This window comes from Alteraurantiacibacter buctensis, from assembly GCF_009827655.1.
Taxonomy (GTDB): domain Bacteria; phylum Pseudomonadota; class Alphaproteobacteria; order Sphingomonadales; family Sphingomonadaceae; genus Alteraurantiacibacter; species Alteraurantiacibacter buctensis.
In genome coordinates, this window is the sequence record NZ_WTYV01000002.1 from 484,935 (window position 1) to 502,841 (window position 17,907).

A 17,907-nucleotide genomic window follows, 5' to 3' on the forward strand; every position below is an offset into this window, starting at 1 on the left:
TCTGCCTCTTCAAGCCTCTGGCGTCACGGGCGGACCGCTGCGAACCACCTTGCCGTTCGCCAGTTCGATCACCTGGTCGACTTCGTCCAGTTGCGACAGGCGGTGGCCGATCAGCACGATGGTGAGGCTGCCGTGCAGCCGGCGGATCGCCGCGCGCACCAGGGCCTCGTTCTCCGGGTCGAGCGCGCTGGTCGCCTCGTCCAGAATCAGCACCGATGGCTGGCCCAGCAGCGCCCGGGCCAGCGCGATCCGCTGGCGCTCGCCGCCCGACAGCCGCACACCGCCATCGCCCACCGTGGTCTCCAGCCCGTGCGGCAGGGCATGGACGAAATCGGCCGCGGCGGCTGACAGGGCGGCGGCAATCTCCGCTTCGCTTGCCTCTGGCCGCGCCCAGACAAGGTTGGCGCGCACCGTGTCGTTGAACAGGAACGGGTCCTGCTGGACATAGGATATGGCCGCGCGCAGGGCATGGCGGTTGCCCTCGGCCAGCGGCTGGCCGTCCACCAGCACCTGGCCCTTATCGGGCGTCACCAGCGCCATCAGCACGTCGGCCAGCGTGCTCTTGCCTGCGCCCGATTGCCCGATCAGCGCGGTGGTCTCGCGCGCGCGGATCGTCACGCCGATTCCGTCCAGCGCTGCCCGTGGCCGGCCTTCGTAGATCACGCTCACGTTGCGCAGTTCGATGCCCTGGGCAACCGGCAGGGGCACAACGGCAGGGGGGTGCGGCGGCTCGGCGTGGGCGCGGGCCTGGTCCATCACCGCGTCGAGATCGGCCAGGGCGGGGGCGGCGTTGAGCCACAGGTTTAGGCTCTGCTGGGCGCCGGCAAACTGCGGCATCAGCCGGGCGAAGACCAGCACCAGCGTCAGCAGTGTGGCCACGGGCACCGCCCACCAGGTGATTCCGGCATAGACCAGCAGCGCCAGCACCAGCGCGCCGCCGGTCTCCACCACCCGCTGCGTGGCCCCGGAACTGCGGGCAAAGCGCACCTGTTCGCCGCGCAGGGCCGATACCGTGCTGCTGAAGCTGGTCAGGTGGCGGCCCTCGTTGCGCAGGATCTTGGTCAGGCGCACGCCCGCCAGCCCTTCCTGGATGCTGGCCTGCACCGCGCGGTTGGCCACCCCCAGCTTGTGCCCGATATCGCCCGCGCTGCGGCGGATGCCGGTCATCAGCAGGTGGGCCAGCAGCCCCAGGGCAATGGCCAGCAGGGTAATCCGCCACGACAGCAACAGCGCCACGCCCAGGTAGGTGACGGTGGTGACCAGCGTGGCTGCCAGGGTCAGCAGGTTGCTGAGGCCGGTGGCCACGCGGTTGATGCCCACCGTCAGCACGTTCGCCTGGTCCGATGCCCGCTGTTGCGACAGCCAGCGCCATTCGGCTCGCAACAGCAGGTCGAAGCACCGCTCGCGCAGGGTATCGACCACCTGGATCTGGTAGCGCACGGTGACGACCTGCTGGGCGAACACCAGCGCCGATCGCAGCGCCACCAGCACCACGAACAGCGCCAGCAGCGGGCCGAAGCCCGTTTCCTGCGGCAGCAGTGCGGCGATCCACCCGGGGGTGGCCGGGCTGGCCATGCCGCCCAGCGAATCGAGGATCGGCACCAGCAGCAGCACGCCCACGCCTTCGGTCAGCCGCGCGGCCAGCATCAGCGCCAGCAGCAGGGCCGTGTGCCCCGCAGGCGCCTCGCCCAGCAGGCGGCGGGTGGTGGCAAGAGCATTCACGCTGGCGGGTTACAGCGCATCCGGCCGCGTGCGTACCGGGTTGAACAGCGTGCGGTCCTCCACCTTGTCGAAGTCGGCGGCGCTGTGCCGCTCGGGCATGGCCTGGGTGTTGACGATGCGCCCGCGGATGGCGCCGGGCCGCCGGTCGATCTGCCGCACCCAACGGGCCACGTTCGTATATTCGTCCAGGCCCAGGAACACGTCACACCGGTTGTAGGCCCCGTGGAACAGGTTCCCCAGCCAGGTGTAGGCGGCAATATCGGCAATCGTGTAATCATTGCCGGCCAGGAACTCGGTCTTGCCAAGCTGCCGGTTGGCCACGTCGAACAGCCGCTTGGTTTCCATCGCATAGCGGTCGATCGGGTACTTGTAGCGTTCCGGCGCATAGACATAGAAGTGCCCGAACCCGCCGCCGATGAAGGGGGCGCTGCCCATCTGCCACATCAGCCAGCTGAAGGTTTCCGCCCGCGCCGGGTTGGCCCGGGGCAGCAGGAAGTCGAACTTCTCGGCCAGGTGCAGCAGGATCGCGCCGCTTTCGAACACGCGGAACGGCTCTGGCCCGCTCCTGTCCAGCAGGGCGGGGATCTTGCTGTTGGGGTTGAGGTCCACGAAGCCCGACCAGAACTGGTCCCCGGCAAAGATGCGGATCATCCAGGCATCGTATTCCGCCTCGGAAAAGCCGGCTTCCAGCAGCTCCTCCAGCATGATTGTCACCTTCACCCCGTTGGGCGTGCCCAGCGAATAGAGCTGGAACGGATGCTCGCCCTGCGGCAGTTCCTTTTCCTCGCGCGCGCCGGCGGTGGGGCGGTTGATGGCCGAGAACTGGCCGCCGTTGTCGGCTTCGTTGGTCCAGACCTTGGGCGGAACATAGACATCGGACATGGGCGCACTCTCCTGAGACTGTGTCGGCGGCACGATGGCTGGCGCGCGATGGCGCGGCAAGCAAGCGAAACTTGGGAAAAGGCACGGTTTTGCTTTGGCGCGCGCGCCCGGTGCTCTTAGGCATGGCGGCGAGAGGAGTGGCGCGTGGCGGAGAGCATCGTTTTCGGAGACCTGCTGGATGATCCGGACCGGCTGTTCACCAGCCTGCATACAGTGCTGTTCGGCATGGGCGCGGCCAATCTGGTGCTGCGGGCGGGGATCGTGGAGCGGCTGTTGGCGGGGCCGGCCACCACGGAGGAGCTGGCCGCGCTTGGCCAGGTGCCGCAGGGCGAACTGGCGCGGGTGCTGGACTTCTTGGTTGGCCATGCGGTGCTGGCGCGGCAGGACGATGGCCATTGGCTGGCCACGCCGCGCACCGCCCGCCTGTTCGAGGCGCGCGGCTACCTGGCCAATTGCGAAAGCTCGGCGCTGATGAATTCCGCCTGGTTGCCGGCGCTGCGGGCGGGGCACAGCAACTTTGCGGAGTATTTCGGCCAGCCGGTGTTCGCCTACTTCGCGGCCAACCCTGAGCGGGGTGCGCTGTTCGGCGAATTCATGGGCTGGATGACGCGGCGGGTCATCCGCTTCCTGTTTGCCAGTCACCGCTTCCAGCCGTTCGTCACGGTGGCCGATATCGGCGGCAGCATGGGTGACCTGCTGCTGGCCGTGCTGGCCGAATACCCGGGCACGCGCGGAGTGCTGTTTGACCTGCCGGAAACGCTGGCGCTGGCCCGACCGGTCATTGCCGCCAGCCCGCTGGCCGAGCGGGTGGACCTGGTGGAGGGAACCTTCTTCGAGGCCGTGCCGGTGGCCGATCTCTACCTGATGAAGCAGATCCTGCATGACTGGACCGACGAGGAATGCCGCACGATCCTGGCCACCGTGCGCCGCGTCATCCCGGCCCGCGGCCGGCTGGTGGTGATCGACCATATCCTGTCCGACCCGCCCGCGCCTGACGAGGCGCAGAGCACGGACCTGGCGATGATGGCCTGGGCCGGTGGGCGCGAGCGCAAGCTGGCCGAATTCGCCGCCCTGTTTGCCGCCACCGGCTTTGCGATCGAACGGGTCAGCCGCAACCCTGCCGGCCACAGCGTCATCGAGGTATGCCCCGTCTGAGGCGGAACGCCGCCGCTGCCCGGCCGTTGCGGGCCTATGGCAAAGCACTCCAAGGCGCTGATCTTCGTCGACGACGACCTTCCCGGCATCACCCGCCGCAAGTCCGGCCACGGCTGGGCCTATTGCGACGCCAAGGGTGAGCGGATTACCGATCGCGCCGAGATCGACCGGCTGAATGCCATCGCGCTCCCGCCAGCCTACACCGATGCCTGGTTCTGTCCCGCGCCCAACGGCCACATCCTGGCCACCGGCGTGGATGCCAGGGGGCGCAAGCAGTATCGCTATCACCCAGATTTCCGCGTGGCGCGCGAAAGCGAGAAGTTCGACGGCTGCCTGTCGTTCGGCAAGCTGCTGCCGCTGGTGCGCCGCCGGGTGGAGAGCGACCTGACCACCCGGGGCATGGGCCGCGACAAGGCGATCGCCAGCGTGGTGCGCCTGCTGGACCTGGGGGCGCTGAGGATCGGCAACGAAAGCTATGCGCGGGCCAACAGATCGTTCGGCGCCACCACCCTGCGCAATCGCCATGCGGCGGTCAGCGGCAGCAAGGTCTTGCTGAAGTACCGCGGCAAGCACGGCAAGCTGCACGAAGTGACCTTTACCGACAAACGGCTGGCAGCGACCGTGCGCAAGATGCAGGACCTGCCCGGCCAGCACCTGTTCCAGTGGCTGGATGACGATGCGCAGTGCCATGAGGTCAACTCCACCTGCGTCAACCAGTGGCTGGCCGAAACGATGGGCGAGCCGTTCACCGCCAAGAACTTCCGCACCTGGCACGCCAGCGTCATGGGCTTTCGCCTGCTGGCCGGGGCGGACGGCAAGGTGCCGCTGAAGTCCCTGCTGGAAGACGTGGCGGCGCACTTGGGCAATACCCCGGCCGTGACCCGCAAGGCCTATGTCCACCCGGCGGTGATCGCCTTGGTGGGGGAGCAGGAGGAATGGCGCGAAAGCCTGCAATTGCCGCGCGCAACCCGCTGGCTCGACCGGTACGAGCGCGGCCTGCTGGCGCACCTGGAGGAAGCCCCGGCAGCGCGCGAACTGCTGGTGGCCTAGCCTTCGGTCCGGCTGCCCGCTAGGCCGGCGGGCCAACGGGAGAACGCAGTGGCACAACTTTATAACGGCGTCTGGCGCGACAGCGCACCGGCGGCCGAGGAAATCGGCGCCGACGGGCAGTTCCGGCGGCAGGATGCCCAGTTCCGCTCGGCCATTTCAGCCGAGCCGGGGGCAGAGTTCCCCGCCGAGGCTGGCCGTTATCGCCTGTGGGTGGCGGCGGTATGTCCCTGGGCCGGGCGGACCACGGCCTTGCGCGTTCTCAAGGGATTGCAGGATATCGTCGCGATCGAATGGGCGCTGCCCGGCCTTCCGGGGCAGGGCTGGATCTTCCCGCGCGACCAGTTCGGCGACACGGCGGAAGGCGGCTTTCCGCTGCACCGGCTCTATACCGCGCACGATCCGCAGATGACCGGCAAGGTTACCGTGCCGACCCTGTGGGATGATCGCAGCCAGCGCATCGTCAACAACGAGAGCAGCGAGATCATCCGCCTGTTCAACGCGGCCTTTGACGGGCTGACCGGTGACCGGCAGGATTTCTACCCTGAAGCCCTGCGCCCCGAGATCGACCGCTGGAACGCGGCGATCTACCCCGCGCTCAACAACGGCGTTTACCGCGCCGGGTTTGCCATAAGCCAGCACGCCTATGACCAGGCGGTGGCGGGAGTCTTCGCCATGCTTGACCAGATGGAGGCGCATCTGGCGCAGCACCGCTACCTGGCGGGCGAGTACCTGACCGAGGCCGACTGGCGCGCCTTCACCACGCTGGTGCGGTTCGATGTCGGCTATCACGGTGCCTTCAAGTGCAACCGGCGGCGGATCGAGGACTATCCGGCGCTGCGCAATTACCTGCGCGAGCTGTACCAGTGGCCGGGGATCAGCGAGACGGTGAAGCTCGATGAAATCCGGGCCGGGTATTACCAGTTGGCCGACAAGCACGGCATCGTGGGCGTGGGGCCGGATCTGGACCTGGGCACGCCGCATGACCGGGAGAGGCTGGCGGGGAAGGGCGTGTGGTTGCGCGAAGCCTAGAGCATCTCCACCCGCTCGAACCACGCCGCCTGTCCGTGGCGCACTCCCGCTTCGTCCACCAGGTTCCAGATCACCGCGTCGCTGATGCGGAAGCGGGTGCCGTCGGCGGCGATGCGGACGCCGGCGTAACCGAACACCACGTCATCCGCCTCCAGCTTGGCGAACATGCGGGCGCGCTCCTCGCGGTGAGCGGGCTCGGCGCTCAGGTGGCTGGGCAGGCCAAGGAATTGGGCGGGTGTCATGCGAAACAGTGCCAGGGTGCGGGCATTGCCGTAGATGAAGCGGGGCGGGGTGCTGGTATCGTGGGCCAGGATGGCCGCCTCCGCGCTCCAGATATCCGGGCCAAGATCGCGCCCGGTCAGCCGCCGGAAGCTCTCTCCCAGCAGCGCCAGGCGCGTGCCCGCGCTCGCCTCCATCATCGCCCGGTCATCCATCGCTTGCGCAAAAGCACAGTTCTGCCCAAAGGGCGAGGGCGGATGGGAGAGTAACGATCGTGACAATCACTCCAGACCTGATCGTGATCGGTGGCGGCAGCGCAGGCATGGCCATGGCCACCCGACTGGCCGAAGGCGGCAAGCGCGTGCTGCTGGTGGAAGCAGGCAAGAGCCACCGTGACATTCGCAGCTATGTTCCCGCGCTGATGGCGGGCATGGTCCACACCCCGCAGTTCGACTGGATGTATTCGGCGGAACCCGATCCCACCATCGGCGGGCGGCCCGACGTATGGCCCGCTGGCAAGCGGCTGGGGGGCGGCTCTTCCATCAATGGGATGATGTTCATTCGCGGGCACGCCTGGGACTATGACCAATGGGCGCAGGCCGGCGCGAGCGGCTGGGACTATGCCAGCGTGCTCCCCTACTTCCGCCGATTGGAAGACAACGAGCGCGGGGCCGACGAATGGCGCGGGACCGGGGGTCCGATCGCGGTTTCGGAAGTGCGCAGCCGCTATGGCGTGACGGCAGACTGGATCACCGCCGTGCAGGAGGCGGGCTTCCCCCGCTCGCCGGACCTGAACGGCCAGCAGGCCGAAGGAGTGGACTACATCCAGCTCAGCCAGAAGAACGGCCTGCGGAGCAGCACCGCGCGCGGCTATCTGGCCAACAAGCCGGTAAACCTGGACCTGATGCTGGAAGCGCAGGTGCTGAAAATCGACCTGGCCGATGGCAGGGCGAAAGGCGTGACCGTGCGGCGCGGGGGCGAGGTGCTCTCGCTGACCGCTCGCGACGGGGTGGTGTTGTGCGCAGGCGCGCTCAACAGCCCGCGCCTGCTGATGCTGAGCGGCATCGGCCCCGCCGCGCATCTTGCCGAACACGGCATTGCCGTGGCGGTGGACGCGTCGGGCGTGGGGCAGAACCTGCAGGAACACCCCGGCGTCCATCTGGTGAACGAGGTTTCCGCCCATACGCTTAACGATGACGGGCGCGGCCTGGCGGGGGTGAAGAGCCTGGCCCAGCTGCTGTTCGCCCGCAGCGGTGCGCTGACCACCGGCATCGGCCACGCGCAGGCTTTCGTCCGCAGCCGCGATGGCCTGCCTGCGCCGAACATCCAGCTGGCCTTCAGTGCCTTCGCCTTTGACGTGACCCCGCAGGGCAACCTGGCGCTGCGCAAGGAAAGCAGCGTATCGACTTTCGTTGCCCTGATGCGCCCGGCGGCGCGCGGGCAGATCCTGCTGCGGGCCAACGATCCCGACGCCCCGCCGGTAATCAGTCACCAGCTCCTCGGCGTGGAGGACGATACCGCGCAACTGGTGGAAGGCTTGCAGATCGCTCGCAAGATCATGGGCCAGCCGGCCATCGGCGGCCAGGTGACGGCAGAGGTGCGCCCCGGTGCCGCCTGCGACACGGCGGAAGCGCTGCGCGGTTATGTGGGCCTCGCCACCCTGCCGATGTATCACCCGGTGGGCACGGTGAAGATGGGCGCGGCGGAGGATCCCCAAGCCCCGCTGACCGCTGATTGCCGGTTGAAGGGCGTGGCGGGCCTGTGGGTGGCCGATGCCTCGATCATGCCCACGATCCCGCAGGGCAACACCAATGCCACCAGCATCATGATCGGCGAGCGGGCGAGCGACCTGGTGCTGCGGGCCATCGCCTGAAGTCCCATTTGTGACACCGCTGTAATCGCACCGTCACAAAGCGCGGCTTTGGCGGCGGTGAAGGTGCGCGGGCAGACCGACTCGCGCGGCCAGCCGGATTTGCCACTTGCGTACCACCGCCATCCTCGCCGCCTTGCTTGGCCTTTGCTCCTCTCTCCCTGTGCAGGCGGGTGAGGTGGCGGGAACCGTGTTCGACGCGCGCGGCAACCCCGTCGCGGGCGTGGAACTGGCGCTCGGCGCGCAGCAGGCGGTAACCGGGGCTGACGGCCGTTACGTGTTCGCCGATGTGGCTGCCGGGGAACATCGCGTGCAGGCCGGATCGCAGGCCGTCGCCGTGGTCGTCCCCGCCGAAGGCACCGTGCGGCGCAACCTGTTTCTCCTCTCTGCCGCTGCCCGCACGCGGGTGACCGGCGAAGTGTCCATGGCCGACAGCGGGGCAGCCCTGGCCGAAGTGCGCCGCCAGGCCGCCCGCCTGCTGGCCGAAAGCGCCGACCTGCCCGCCCGCCCGCTGGCCGACATTACCGGCTGACAGCCTCTCATCCAGCCGCTAGGCACCGGGGAACAAGTTTCACCTGTTCCCGGATCGGATGCTCATGCGCGCTCTTGCCAAGGCCTTGCTGCCACTCTCACTAGTCCTCGCCGCCTGCTCGCCGGGAGCGGACGCGCCTGCCGATGGCTATGACCTGGCCGCCAGCCGCGACCAGTTCGCCACGGTGGAGATGCAGGTGGACACCAGCTACCTGACCGCCGAGGAACGGCAGGTGGTCAACAAGCTGATCGCGGCGAGCGCGCTGATGAGCGAGATCTATCTGCGCCAGCGCAGCCCGGACAATCCCGCGATCCGGGCGGAAATCGCAGCCACCGGCGATGCCGACCTGCTCGACATGTTCGACCGCAACTTCGGCCCCTGGGATGCCGGCGCGGACATGCGACCGTTCCACGGCGATGCGGCGATGCCCGAAGGCGCGGGCTTCTGGCCGGCCGACCTGACGCGCGAGGAACTGGACGCATACCTTGCGGCCCACCCGGACCAGCGCGAGGCGATCCTCAGCCCCTACACCGTGGTCAAGCGGGAGGGCGATAGCCTGGTGGCCGTGCCCTATTCGGTCGAATACCGCGAGTTCCTGGAACCCGCCGCCCGCCTGCTGCGCGAAGCAGCGGAAATTACCACCAACCCCAGCCTCAAGCGCTTCCTGACCCTGCGGGCCGACAGCTTCCGGTCCGACGACTATTTCGACAGCGAGATGGCGTGGATGGACCTGTCCGGCACGCCCATCGAAGTCGCCATCGGGCCCTATGAGGTCTATACCGACCGGCTGATGGGGGTGAAGACCGCCTTCGAAAGCTTCGTCACCTTGCGCAATCCGGCCGAGAGCGAGGCCCTGCGCCAGTATGTCGGCTATCTGCGCGACATGGAAGGCAACCTGCCGATCCCGGACGAGCACAAGAACTTCCGCCGCGGGTTCGAAAGCCCCATTGCCGTGGCCGACCAGATCCAGGGCGGCGGCGACAACGTGCCCGGCGTGCAGACCATCGCCTTCAACCTGCCCAATGACGAGCGGGTGCGCGAGGCGAAGGGCGCCAAGAAGGTGATCCTGGCCAACGTGCTGGGGGCCAAGTTCGACATGATCCTGCAACCGATGGGCGCGCTGGTGCTGACCGAAAGCCAGGCTCTGCTGGTGCAGAAGAAGTACATGGAAATGGAAACCCTGTTCCACGAACTGGCGCACAGCCTGGGGCCGGGCTCCATCACGGTCGACGGGCGGCAGACCACGGTGGATGCCGAGCTGCGCGAGCTCCACTCCGCGCTGGAGGAGAGCAAGGCCGACGTGATGGGGGTCTACAACATCCTCTACCTGATGGACCGCGGCGTGCTGCCGGCGGCGGAAAAGGACCAGTTGTTCGCCACCTACCTTGCCGGCATGTTCCGCGCCATGCGCTTCGGGCTGGAGGAAGCCCACGCCAAGGGGGCGGCGGTGCAATATGCCTTCCTGCAGGAACATGGCGCGTTCCGCTTCGATGCCGATGCAGGCCGCTACGTGATCGACGCGGCGAAGATGGAAAGCGGCGTTCGCGAGCTGCTGCGGACCGAACTGATGCTGCAGGCCACCGGCGATTACGAGGGTACCACGGCCTTCTTCGACCGCTATGGCAAGCTGGACGACCACGGCCGCGCGGTGATCGCCACCATGGCGCACATCCCGGTGGACATCCGCCCGGTCTATCCGCGGCAGGTCTAAAGCCTTGGCGATTGCTACGGTTGTGTGACAAGAGAGCCGCCGCCCGGGAGGAGAGAGGCGCCTTGAGTTCACCCGTTCGTATCCAGACGAGCATTACCAGCCGCGCCGAGCAGGCGCTGATCGCGTGGCTGTGCCCGCGCCTGCCTCACTGGTGGACGCCAGACCGGCTGACCGCGCTGGGCATGCTCGGGTCGTTCATGGTGGCGCTGGGCTTCGTCCTGAGCCACTGGGGTCGCGACTGGCTGTTCCTCGCCATGCTGGGTTTCGTGGTTAACTGGTTCGGCGATTCGCTGGACGGGTCCATTGCCCGCCATCGCAAGATCGAGCGGCCGGACTATGGCTATTTCATCGATCACAGCCTTGATGCGCTGTCGCAGGCCATGCTGGTGCTGGGCATGGGCCTCAGCCCCTACCTGCGGATGGATACCGCGTTGTTCGGGCTGGTGGGCTACCTGCTGCTTTCGGTCCACACCTTCATTTCCGCGCGCGTGCTGGGGGTGTTCCGTCTGACTTATCTGGGCAGTGGCCCCACCGAGATGCGCATGATGCTGATCGTGCTGTGCGTGGCGATGTACGTGGTGGGGCCGCAGGGACCGGTGGGCCAGCCCTTTGCCGAACTGCCGTTCACCTGGTTCGATGGCTATGTGGTGGTGCTGGGCACGGCCATGTGCCTGATCTTCCTGTGGCAGACCGCAATTACCGGGCGGCAGCTTTTCCAGCGCGGCAAATAGCGATCAGGCGGGCAGCGCCGCCATCTTCCGCCGGATCAGCCCGTCGTTCAGGAACGTGCCGAAGGGCACCAGCCCGGCTACGAAGGTGCGCAGCAGGTCCAGCAGCGAGAAACCCTTGCCCGGCAGGCAGATCACCATGGCCAGCATATAGGCCACCCAGGCCACGCCGTGGGCCATGCCCACCGGCGGCACCAGCACGGGGTTATCGCCCCAGTATTTCAGCGGCATGGCGACAAGGAACAGGGCCAGCGTGGTGACGCCTTCCACCAGCGCCACGCCCCGGAACAGTTTCAGCATTACAGCTTCATCACCCAGCCGTGGGTGTCTGCCGCGGTGCCGCGCTGGATATCCACCAGCCGCTGCTTCAGCTTGCCGGTCAACTGGCCGGGGCCGCCGCTGCCGATGGTGAAATCGTGCGCCCGCCCGGCCACGCGGCCAACGGGGGTGACCACGGCGGCGGTGCCGCAGGCGAAGGTTTCCACCAGGCGGCCAGAGGCGCTGTCATCGCGCCACTGGTCGATGCTGTAGCGCTCCTCGCGCACGGTCAGCCCTTCCTCGCGCGCCAGCGTCAGCAGGCTGTCGCGGGTGATGCCGGGCAGGATCGTGCCGGTCAGCGGCGGGGTCAGCAGGCTGCCATCGTCGAACACGAAAAACAGGTTCATGCCGCCCAGCTCCTCGATCCACTTGCGCTCGGCCGCGTCAAGGAAGACCACCTGGTCGTGCCCGTGCTGGAACGCCTCGCCCGTGGGCACCAGGCTGGCGGCATAGTTGCCGCCGCACTTGGCAGCACCGGTGCCGCCGGGGGCGGCGCGGGTATAGTCGCTGACCCACACGGAAACTGCCGGAGCGCCAGACTTGAAGTAATTGCCCGCAGGGGAAAGGATCACGACGAACTTGTACTGCCTGGCCGGCCGCACGCCCAGGAAGGGCTCGCTGGCGAACATGAAGGGGCGGATATAGAGCGATCCGCCGTCGACCTGTGGGAACCAGTCGGCATCGGCCAGCACCAGCTGGCGCACCGCCTCGATGAACAGGTCCTCGGGGATTTCCGGCATGGCCAGCCGCTTGGCGCTTTCGTTGAAGCGGCGGGCGTTCTGGTCCGGCCGGAACAGCGCCATCGTGCCATCGGCCAGGCGATAGGCCTTCAGCCCTTCGAAGATCTCCTGCGCATAGTGCAGCACCGATGCGGCGGGATCGAGCGGGATGGGGCCGCGCGGGCCCAGCACGGCATTGTGCCACCCGGTGCCCTCGTCATAGTCGATCACCACCATGTGATCGGTGAACACCCTGCCGAAACCCGGCTCCGCAATCGCCGCCGCGCGCACATCGGCCAGAGCCGGTGCGAGGTGGGGCAGCGTGGTGATGGCCAGCGGATTTTCGGCGAGAGTCGCCATGGGTGCGAATCCTTACAAATTGAGCGGAGTGCGCGATATAAAATTTCAATGCACAATGAAAGATCGAAATATTATATCTTTCGCAACGAGTTTTCGCTTCATTGCTAGCTGCCTAAGCGGTGCAGGGGAAGGGGGCACTTGCACGGTGCGCCCGGTGGCACTTCTGCCGCCGGTACAAGGGTGTAGGATGGCCGCCGCAAGTCGACGCGACTCGCCAGAAGAGAGGAGCCCAGAGATGGCCGAAACCGATCCAAAGATCATCGCCGCCAAGAAGGAAGCCGAAGCCATTGCCGCCAAGAAGGCCGGCAACAACCCGCCGGTGCTGGAAAAGAAGACCTCCTGATTGCGAGCGCGCATCCGCGCTCTCGTCCTCGGTGCTGTTCCCTCCGCTACGCTACGGGCCACCTGCGGGCGGACGTTCGGCCTTGCGGTTCGCGGCTCGCGAAGCGGACCAGTGCTTTTCAGGCGATCTCCAACGGGCCGCAGGCTCGCAAGCGCGAACGCGCGTCCGCAGCGAAGGGAGGCGAAGCCGACCGGTAGCGAGGATAGCCAAGCGGGCGGATGCCCGCGCCGACGCCTGAGGCAGAAAAAATGAGAAAGGCGGCCCCGGCAAACCGGGAACCGCCTTTCGCATGGTCAGCGGCCGGAAGGGCCGCCACGAAAGCCTCTACCGTGCGGTTACGCGCGATAATGCTCCGTGCGGAAACTTACCGACCCCCTTGCTGAACCATGAGACATCGGATCACCTCCTTTCGCGCTGTTGAGCCTACACCCGAAGGTAGCCCTGCGGGCGAAGACCGCGTTAACCGCTGGCCTTGGGAGGGAATGTGAGTCTTTGTGCGGCGCAACGCAAGACTTGTAATAATCTTTTTCCACGTCAGAATTGCGGGCTTCCGGCCTGGTGCTGAAGCACCCGCCGTCCCCCTCAGCGGCAATCCTCGATCACCCGGGTAATTTCCGGATAGCTGGGCAGGTACAGCGCCTGCCGCCCGTCCTCCACGGCGAAGCGGCCGCGCGAAAAGGCGATCGCGTCCAGCAGGCTGTCGGCAGGCTGGAAGACCATTCGCGCTGCCATGCCGCTGAGGTTGGCCACCACCTGCCGCTCGGCGGTTTCGGTGCGGATCGTCAGCGTGCCGGCATTCCACCCATAGGCGGAGACGAACACCTGCCGGGGCGCGGCGGTGCAAGCCACCTGCGCCACCATTCGCCCCTGCGGGCTGCGGAACTCGGCAATGCTGTCACCGCCCTCGCTGCGCCAGGTCCAGTCGCCCGAGGTGAGCGGTGCGTGCACCCAGTCGGTCCATACCGGCTGGGCCACCGGCGCGGCGCTGGCGACGGGCGCGGGGGCCGGGTTGGGGGCAGGCGCGGGGGCCGGGGCAGGGGCGGGAGCGGGCGCGGTGGTTGGCGGCGGCACGCAGCCAGCCAGCAGCAGGACTAGCGCAGCGGGAGCGGAACGGATCATCAGGCGGTGCTTCACTGGCAGCCCTCCAGCACGCGGCCGAGGCCGCTGGTTGATGGCACGGTAATGGAAGGCCCGCCCGGCTGGGTCACGGTGATCGTGCCGCCGGGCTGGATGAAGCCGACGAAGACCGGCGCTTGCCGTTCGATGGCGGCAACCTGGTGCGGATCGGCGGTATTGCCATCGGCCACGGTGTCCAGCCGCGCGGCGGTGCCGCCGGCCTGCAGCACGAAGGCCGTGTTGCCCGGCGTGGGGTTGGCGATGGCGAGCGTAACCGCCGTGGTGGCCATGTCGCAGTTCATCGCCAGCAGGCTCTTGCCGTCGGTCCCGACAAAGCTGGCCTTCACCCCGCTGGCATCCTCGTTCACCTGCCATTCGCCAGGGGCCTCAGCAGGCGCGCCCGCAGCAGCCGGGATCTGGGCGGCGGCAGCCGAGGCCGCAGCAGCGGGCGCATCTTCTGCCGAACTGCACCCTGCCAGCACGGCGGCGGCCAGCAGGGGAAACAGGCGGTGGGGTTGGTGCAACATGGATCCTCTCAACGTCAGCGGCGAATCGGTGGTTCCGCCCCTGGCCGGCAAATGTGACAGCGCGTCACACAATTGCCTCTGGCGCGCCAATCGCCGCCATCCTATCGCCGCTGGCATGGCTGAGGGCAAGAGCAGCAAGCAGCGGATCGACCAGTTGCTGGTGGAGCGGGGCGAGGCGGAAAGCCGCGCCCGCGCGCAGGCGCTGCTGATGGCGGGGCTGGTATTCGTGGGCGGCACGCGCGTCGACAAGCCGGGGCAGAAGGTGCCGTCGGACGCGCCGATCGAGGTGAAAGGCCGCGATCACCCCTGGGTGGGGCGCGGCGGAGTGAAGCTGGACGGGGCGATCAGGCTGTTCGGCCTGGACCCCACGGGCGCGGTGGCGATGGACATCGGCAGTTCCACCGGCGGCTTTACCCAGGTGCTGCTGCACCACGGGGCGGAGCATGTTTACGCGGTGGACGTAGGCACCAACCAGCTCGATTGGCGGCTGCGCAACGATCCGCGCATCGCCGTGCTGGAACAGACCAACGCCCGCGAGTTGACGCCTGCGTTGATCGACCGGCCGTGCAACTGGGTGGTGTGCGATGCGTCCTTCATTTCGCTGGCCAAGGTGCTGGAAGTGCCGCTGAAACTGGCCGCGCCGACCTGCCGACTGGTGGCGCTGATCAAGCCCCAGTTCGAGGCCCGGCGCGAGGAAGTGGGCAAGGGCGGCATTATCCGCGATCCCGCAGTTCATAGCCGAGTGTGCGACGAGGTAACCGCCTGGCTGGAAGCCAGTGGCTGGACGGTCGAGAACCTGGCACCGAGCCCGATCACCGGGACGGAAGGCAACGTGGAATTCCTTGTTTCGGCCTGGCGTTCGGGGGATTGATCCGTTGCGGACCTTCGGGCCGCTTGCGCCCGGCGCGGCGGCTCGCCACTATCGGGCGGAACGATTCCGGCGCGGTACCCGTTTTACCGCCCATGCTTGGGGACGATAGATGAACCGGCTTGCCAGCCCCGCCCAGTTGCGTGCCAGCCTGCTGCGCTGGGCGCTGTTCCTGATCCCGCTGGTGATGCTGCTGGGGTTCCTCTCTGGCCGGGTGGGCGGCGATGCCACCAGCCCGTGGTTCATGGCGCTGGAAAAGCCCGCCATCTTCCCCCCGCCGGTGACCTTCGGCATCGTCTGGTCGGCGCTCTATTTCATGATGGGGCTGGCGCTGGCGATGGTCTGCGCCGCCTGGGGCGCGCGCTGGCGACCTTGGGCGATTGCCGCCTTCGTGGTGCAACTGGCGCTCAACCTCACCTGGTCGCCGGTGTTCTTCGGCGCGCATGATATTCCGCTGGCCCAGGCGATCCTGCTGGCGCTGGTCCTGGCCGTGGCGGTAACGATCTGGCTGTTCGCCAGGGTCCGCAAGGCAGCGGCCTGGCTGCTGGTGCCCTATATGGCGTGGATCCTGTTCGCCAGCGTGCTCAACTGGCAGTTCCTGCAACTGAACCCCGATGCCAAGGAGATCGATGCGAACAACGCGGTGCAGGTGATCGAACTCTGATTGTCCGCACGCCCATTCGGGCGCGCGATCCTCGGTGCTGGTAGCTCCACTTCGTTGCGCGGCACCTGCGGGCGGTCGTTCGACCTTGCGGGCCTTTGGCCCGTTTGCCCTATTGATCTGACGCAGCGACAGGACCACATAGCCCCCATGCAAAGCGAAAACCCGATCATCGCCGACTTCGTCAAGCTGGCCAACTCCGCCGCCGGAACCCTTGCCGGCATGACCCGCGAGGCGCGGGATTCCGCGCGCGAGCGGATGAAGGACGCGCTGGGTGGCATGGATTTCGTCACCCGCGAGGAATTCGACACGGTGAAGCAAATGGCCGCCACCGCGCGCGAGAAGGTGGAGGCGCTGGAAGCCCGCCTGGCGGCGCTGGAAGCTGCCCAGCCGAAGTAGGCTTGCCGCCGTCGCAGTCGCACGGCAGTGATACCCGATGCAACTCCGCACCCCCGCCGTGTGCCTTGCCGCACGCCCGCATGGCGAGACGGCGGTGGTGGCCCGCTTCCTGACAGCCGATCACGGCCTTGTCGCCGGCTATGTCGCCGGCGGGCGGGGGCGCACCCTGCGCCCGGTGCTGATCCCCGGCAACGGGGTGGACCTGGCGATCAGCGCCCGCGGCGACAGCCAGTTGCCCTTTGCCAAACCGGAACTCGTCACCAGCCGCGCGCCGTTCCTGGCCGAGCCGCTGGCCGCCGCCGCGATCGGCTGGGCCTGCGCGGTTACCGCCAGCGCCTTGCCCGAACGCCAGGCCTATCCCTCGCTTTATCCTGCACTCGACGCTCTGCTCGATGCCGTGTGCCATGCCCCCTCGGCGCGCGGCTGGCTGGGGGCGCTGCTGGGCTATGAACTGCTGCTGCTGCGCGAGCTGGGCTATGGCGGGCAGGGTGCGCGGCCGGAGGGCGATCTGGCCGCCCTGCTGGCGCTGATGGACCGGCAGGGGCCGCAGATCGCCCACTACCTGCTTGCCCACGCCCGCGCAGACGTTATGGCGGCGCGCGCGCGGTTGCGCGAACTGCTGGGGCGTATGGAACAATGAAGATTGCATGTCTGGCCGGTGACGGGATCGGCCCCGAAATCATGGCGGAAGCGCTGAAGGTGCTGGACGTTCTGGCCATCGAGGGTCTGGAGCTGGGCCACGCCGACGTGGGCGGCACCGCCTATCACAAGCACGGCCACCCGCTGCCGCCGGAAACGCTGGCCCTGTGCCAGGCGAGCGATGCGGTGCTGTTCGGCGCGGTGGGCGATCCCACCTGCGACGCCCTGGAGCGGCACCTGCGCCCTGAACAGGCCATCCTGGGCCTGCGCCAGGCGCTGACGCTGTTTGCCAACCTGCGCCCCGCCACGATGTTTGCCGGCCTGGAAGACCTTTCCGCCCTGCGCCCCGAAGTGGCCCGGCAGATCGACCTGCTGATCGTGCGCGAACTGAACGGTGACGTCTACTTCGGCGAAAAGGCCATCCGCACGCTGCCCGATGGCCGCCGCCAGGGCTATGACTTCATGTCCTATGCCGAGGACGAGGTGCGCCGCATCGCCCATGTGGCCTTCCGCGCCGCGCAGGGCCGCAAGAAGACGCTGTGCAGCGTGGACAAGGCCAACGTGCTGGAAACCAGCCAGTTGTGGCGCGACGTGGTGATCGAGGTGAGCGCCGAATACCCCGACGTGGCGCTGAGCCACATGTACGTGGACAATGCCGCCATGCAGCTCGTCCGCAACCCCGGCCAGTTCGACGTGGTGGTCACCGGCAACCTGTTCGGCGATATCCTGTCGGACCAGGCCAGCATGTGCGTGGGCTCGATCGGCCTGCTCGCCAGCGCCAGCCTGGGCGAGAAGCAGACGCAGTACGGCACGCTGGGCCTGTACGAGCCGATCCACGGTTCCGCGCCGGACATTGCCGGGCAGGGCAAGGCCAACCCGATGGCCATGATCCTGTCGCTGGCCATGCTGCTGCGCCACTCGCTGGGGCTGGAGGCACAGGCCGCGCGGGTGGAGGCTGCGGTCGCGCAGGCGCTGGCCGACGGCATCAAGGGTGCGGACCTCGGCGGCAGCCACGGCACTGCGGCGATCGGGGACGCGGTCGCCAGCCGCCTATAGACC

At 67.7% G+C, this 17,907-nt stretch carries 19 protein-coding genes; 12 read left to right on the top strand and 7 right to left on the bottom strand.

Features of this window, described 5'->3' with window-relative positions; all coding sequences use genetic code 11:
• Positions 1–9: 9 nt before the first annotated feature.
• A complete protein-coding gene (locus GRI99_RS06840; RefSeq protein ID WP_160771282.1) occupies positions 10–1,722 on the bottom strand; it encodes an ATP-binding cassette domain-containing protein in 1,713 nt (570 codons plus the stop codon).
• Between the two features lie 9 nt (positions 1,723–1,731).
• Positions 1,732–2,604, bottom strand: a complete 873-nt coding sequence (gene yghU / locus GRI99_RS06845; protein ID WP_160771283.1) for a glutathione-dependent disulfide-bond oxidoreductase — start codon at positions 2,602–2,604, stop codon at positions 1,732–1,734.
• 144 nt (positions 2,605–2,748) lie between these two features.
• Here yghU and GRI99_RS06850 point away from each other — a divergent pair, with 144 nt between their 5' ends.
• From GRI99_RS06850 to GRI99_RS06860, 3 genes are read left to right on the top strand one after another with little or no spacing between them, the layout of a single operon-like run.
• Positions 2,749–3,759 carry a methyltransferase gene (locus GRI99_RS06850; RefSeq protein WP_160771284.1) on the top strand — a complete coding sequence of 337 codons (1,011 nt, stop codon included), beginning with the start codon at positions 2,749–2,751 and terminating at the stop codon, positions 3,757–3,759.
• Between the two features lie 36 nt (positions 3,760–3,795).
• Entirely contained in the window at positions 3,796–4,809 is a 1,014-nt protein-coding gene (locus tag GRI99_RS06855; protein WP_160771285.1) for a DNA topoisomerase IB, read from the top strand.
• Positions 4,810–4,857: 48 nt separating this feature from the next.
• The gene (locus tag GRI99_RS06860; RefSeq protein WP_160771286.1) at positions 4,858–5,838 is read left to right on the top strand and encodes a glutathione S-transferase C-terminal domain-containing protein; all 981 of its coding nucleotides are present in this window, start codon (positions 4,858–4,860) and stop codon (positions 5,836–5,838) included.
• Here the strand turns inward: GRI99_RS06860 and GRI99_RS06865 are convergent.
• Positions 5,835–6,272, bottom strand: coding sequence for an MEKHLA domain-containing protein (locus GRI99_RS06865; protein WP_202392971.1), 438 nt, complete (start codon positions 6,270–6,272; stop codon positions 5,835–5,837). The two genes, GRI99_RS06860 and GRI99_RS06865, sit on opposite strands and share 4 nt — an antisense overlap.
• A gap of 107 nt (positions 6,273–6,379) precedes the next feature.
• Here GRI99_RS06865 and GRI99_RS06870 point away from each other — a divergent pair, with 107 nt between their 5' ends.
• The 4 genes from GRI99_RS06870 to GRI99_RS06885 all read left to right on the top strand — a co-directional run bounded on the left by GRI99_RS06870 (position 6,380) and on the right by GRI99_RS06885 (position 10,901).
• Entirely contained in the window at positions 6,380–7,930 is a 1,551-nt protein-coding gene (locus GRI99_RS06870; protein WP_202393004.1) for a GMC family oxidoreductase, read from the top strand.
• Between the two features lie 106 nt (positions 7,931–8,036).
• Positions 8,037–8,459, top strand: a complete 423-nt coding sequence (locus GRI99_RS06875; RefSeq protein WP_160771288.1) for a carboxypeptidase-like regulatory domain-containing protein — start codon at positions 8,037–8,039, stop codon at positions 8,457–8,459.
• Positions 8,460–8,523: 64 nt separating this feature from the next.
• A complete protein-coding gene (locus tag GRI99_RS06880; RefSeq protein WP_237438176.1) occupies positions 8,524–10,170 on the top strand; it encodes a DUF8614 domain-containing protein in 1,647 nt (548 codons plus the stop codon).
• A 62-nt stretch (positions 10,171–10,232) separates the two neighbouring features.
• Entirely contained in the window at positions 10,233–10,901 is a 669-nt protein-coding gene (locus GRI99_RS06885) for a CDP-alcohol phosphatidyltransferase family protein (protein ID WP_237438177.1), read from the top strand.
• 3 nt (positions 10,902–10,904) lie between these two features.
• Here GRI99_RS06885 and GRI99_RS06890 read toward each other — a convergent pair whose 3' ends face one another.
• The 4 genes from GRI99_RS06890 to GRI99_RS18455 form a co-directional block, all read right to left on the bottom strand.
• Positions 10,905–11,198 carry a DUF3817 domain-containing protein gene (locus tag GRI99_RS06890; RefSeq protein WP_237438178.1) on the bottom strand — a complete coding sequence of 98 codons (294 nt, stop codon included), beginning with the start codon at positions 11,196–11,198 and terminating at the stop codon, positions 10,905–10,907.
• Positions 11,198–12,295, bottom strand: a complete 1,098-nt coding sequence (locus tag GRI99_RS06895) for a branched-chain amino acid aminotransferase (protein ID WP_160771291.1) — start codon at positions 12,293–12,295, stop codon at positions 11,198–11,200. The genes GRI99_RS06890 and GRI99_RS06895 overlap by 1 nt, the downstream gene beginning before the upstream one ends.
• Positions 12,296–13,220: 925 nt before the next feature.
• The gene (locus tag GRI99_RS06900) at positions 13,221–13,772 is read right to left on the bottom strand and encodes a hypothetical protein (protein WP_337192886.1); all 552 of its coding nucleotides are present in this window, start codon (positions 13,770–13,772) and stop codon (positions 13,221–13,223) included.
• Positions 13,769–14,281, bottom strand: coding sequence for a hypothetical protein (locus GRI99_RS18455; protein WP_202392972.1), 513 nt, complete (start codon positions 14,279–14,281; stop codon positions 13,769–13,771). The genes GRI99_RS06900 and GRI99_RS18455 overlap by 4 nt, the downstream gene beginning before the upstream one ends.
• 115 nt (positions 14,282–14,396) lie before the next feature.
• Between GRI99_RS18455 and GRI99_RS06905 the strand changes: the two genes are divergently transcribed.
• From GRI99_RS06905 to leuB, 5 genes are all read left to right on the top strand, one after another.
• A complete protein-coding gene (locus GRI99_RS06905; RefSeq protein ID WP_160771292.1) occupies positions 14,397–15,152 on the top strand; it encodes a TlyA family RNA methyltransferase in 756 nt (251 codons plus the stop codon).
• Positions 15,153–15,261: 109 nt separating this feature from the next.
• A complete protein-coding gene (locus GRI99_RS06910; RefSeq protein ID WP_160771293.1) occupies positions 15,262–15,813 on the top strand; it encodes a TspO/MBR family protein in 552 nt (183 codons plus the stop codon).
• 147 nt (positions 15,814–15,960) lie between these two features.
• On the top strand, positions 15,961–16,209 hold the full coding sequence (locus GRI99_RS06915; RefSeq protein ID WP_160771294.1) for an accessory factor UbiK family protein: 249 nt from the start codon (positions 15,961–15,963) through the stop codon (positions 16,207–16,209).
• Between the two features lie 37 nt (positions 16,210–16,246).
• Positions 16,247–16,849: a DNA repair protein RecO gene (gene recO, locus GRI99_RS06920; RefSeq protein WP_160771295.1), complete on the top strand. Its 603-nt coding sequence runs from the start codon at positions 16,247–16,249 to the stop codon at positions 16,847–16,849.
• A complete protein-coding gene (leuB, locus tag GRI99_RS06925; RefSeq protein ID WP_160771296.1) occupies positions 16,846–17,904 on the top strand; it encodes a 3-isopropylmalate dehydrogenase in 1,059 nt (352 codons plus the stop codon). The genes recO and leuB overlap by 4 nt, the downstream gene beginning before the upstream one ends.
• The last annotated feature ends 3 nt before the right edge of the window (positions 17,905–17,907 follow it).

Excerpts from the sequence above, each read along its gene's own strand:
- GRI99_RS06890 (WP_237438178.1), bottom strand. The coding sequence starts at position 11,198 with ATGCTGAAACTGTTCCGGGGCGTGGCGCTGGTGGAAGGCGTCACCACG.
- GRI99_RS06910 (WP_160771293.1), top strand. The coding sequence starts at position 15,262 with ATGAACCGGCTTGCCAGCCCCGCCCAGTTGCGTGCCAGCCTGCTGCGC.
- GRI99_RS06880 (WP_237438176.1), top strand. The coding sequence starts at position 8,524 with ATGCGCGCTCTTGCCAAGGCCTTGCTGCCACTCTCACTAGTCCTCGCC.
- GRI99_RS06905 (WP_160771292.1), top strand. The coding sequence starts at position 14,397 with ATGGCTGAGGGCAAGAGCAGCAAGCAGCGGATCGACCAGTTGCTGGTG.
- GRI99_RS06865 (WP_202392971.1), bottom strand. The coding sequence starts at position 6,272 with ATGGATGACCGGGCGATGATGGAGGCGAGCGCGGGCACGCGCCTGGCG.
- GRI99_RS06895 (WP_160771291.1), bottom strand. The coding sequence starts at position 12,295 with ATGGCGACTCTCGCCGAAAATCCGCTGGCCATCACCACGCTGCCCCAC.
- leuB (WP_160771296.1), top strand. The coding sequence starts at position 16,846 with ATGAAGATTGCATGTCTGGCCGGTGACGGGATCGGCCCCGAAATCATG.
- yghU (WP_160771283.1), bottom strand. The coding sequence starts at position 2,604 with ATGTCCGATGTCTATGTTCCGCCCAAGGTCTGGACCAACGAAGCCGAC.
- GRI99_RS06870 (WP_202393004.1), top strand. The coding sequence starts at position 6,380 with ATGGCCATGGCCACCCGACTGGCCGAAGGCGGCAAGCGCGTGCTGCTG.
- GRI99_RS06855 (WP_160771285.1), top strand. The coding sequence starts at position 3,796 with ATGGCAAAGCACTCCAAGGCGCTGATCTTCGTCGACGACGACCTTCCC.
- GRI99_RS06915 (WP_160771294.1), top strand. The coding sequence starts at position 15,961 with ATGCAAAGCGAAAACCCGATCATCGCCGACTTCGTCAAGCTGGCCAAC.
- GRI99_RS18455 (WP_202392972.1), bottom strand. The coding sequence starts at position 14,281 with ATGTTGCACCAACCCCACCGCCTGTTTCCCCTGCTGGCCGCCGCCGTG.
- recO (WP_160771295.1), top strand. The coding sequence starts at position 16,247 with ATGCAACTCCGCACCCCCGCCGTGTGCCTTGCCGCACGCCCGCATGGC.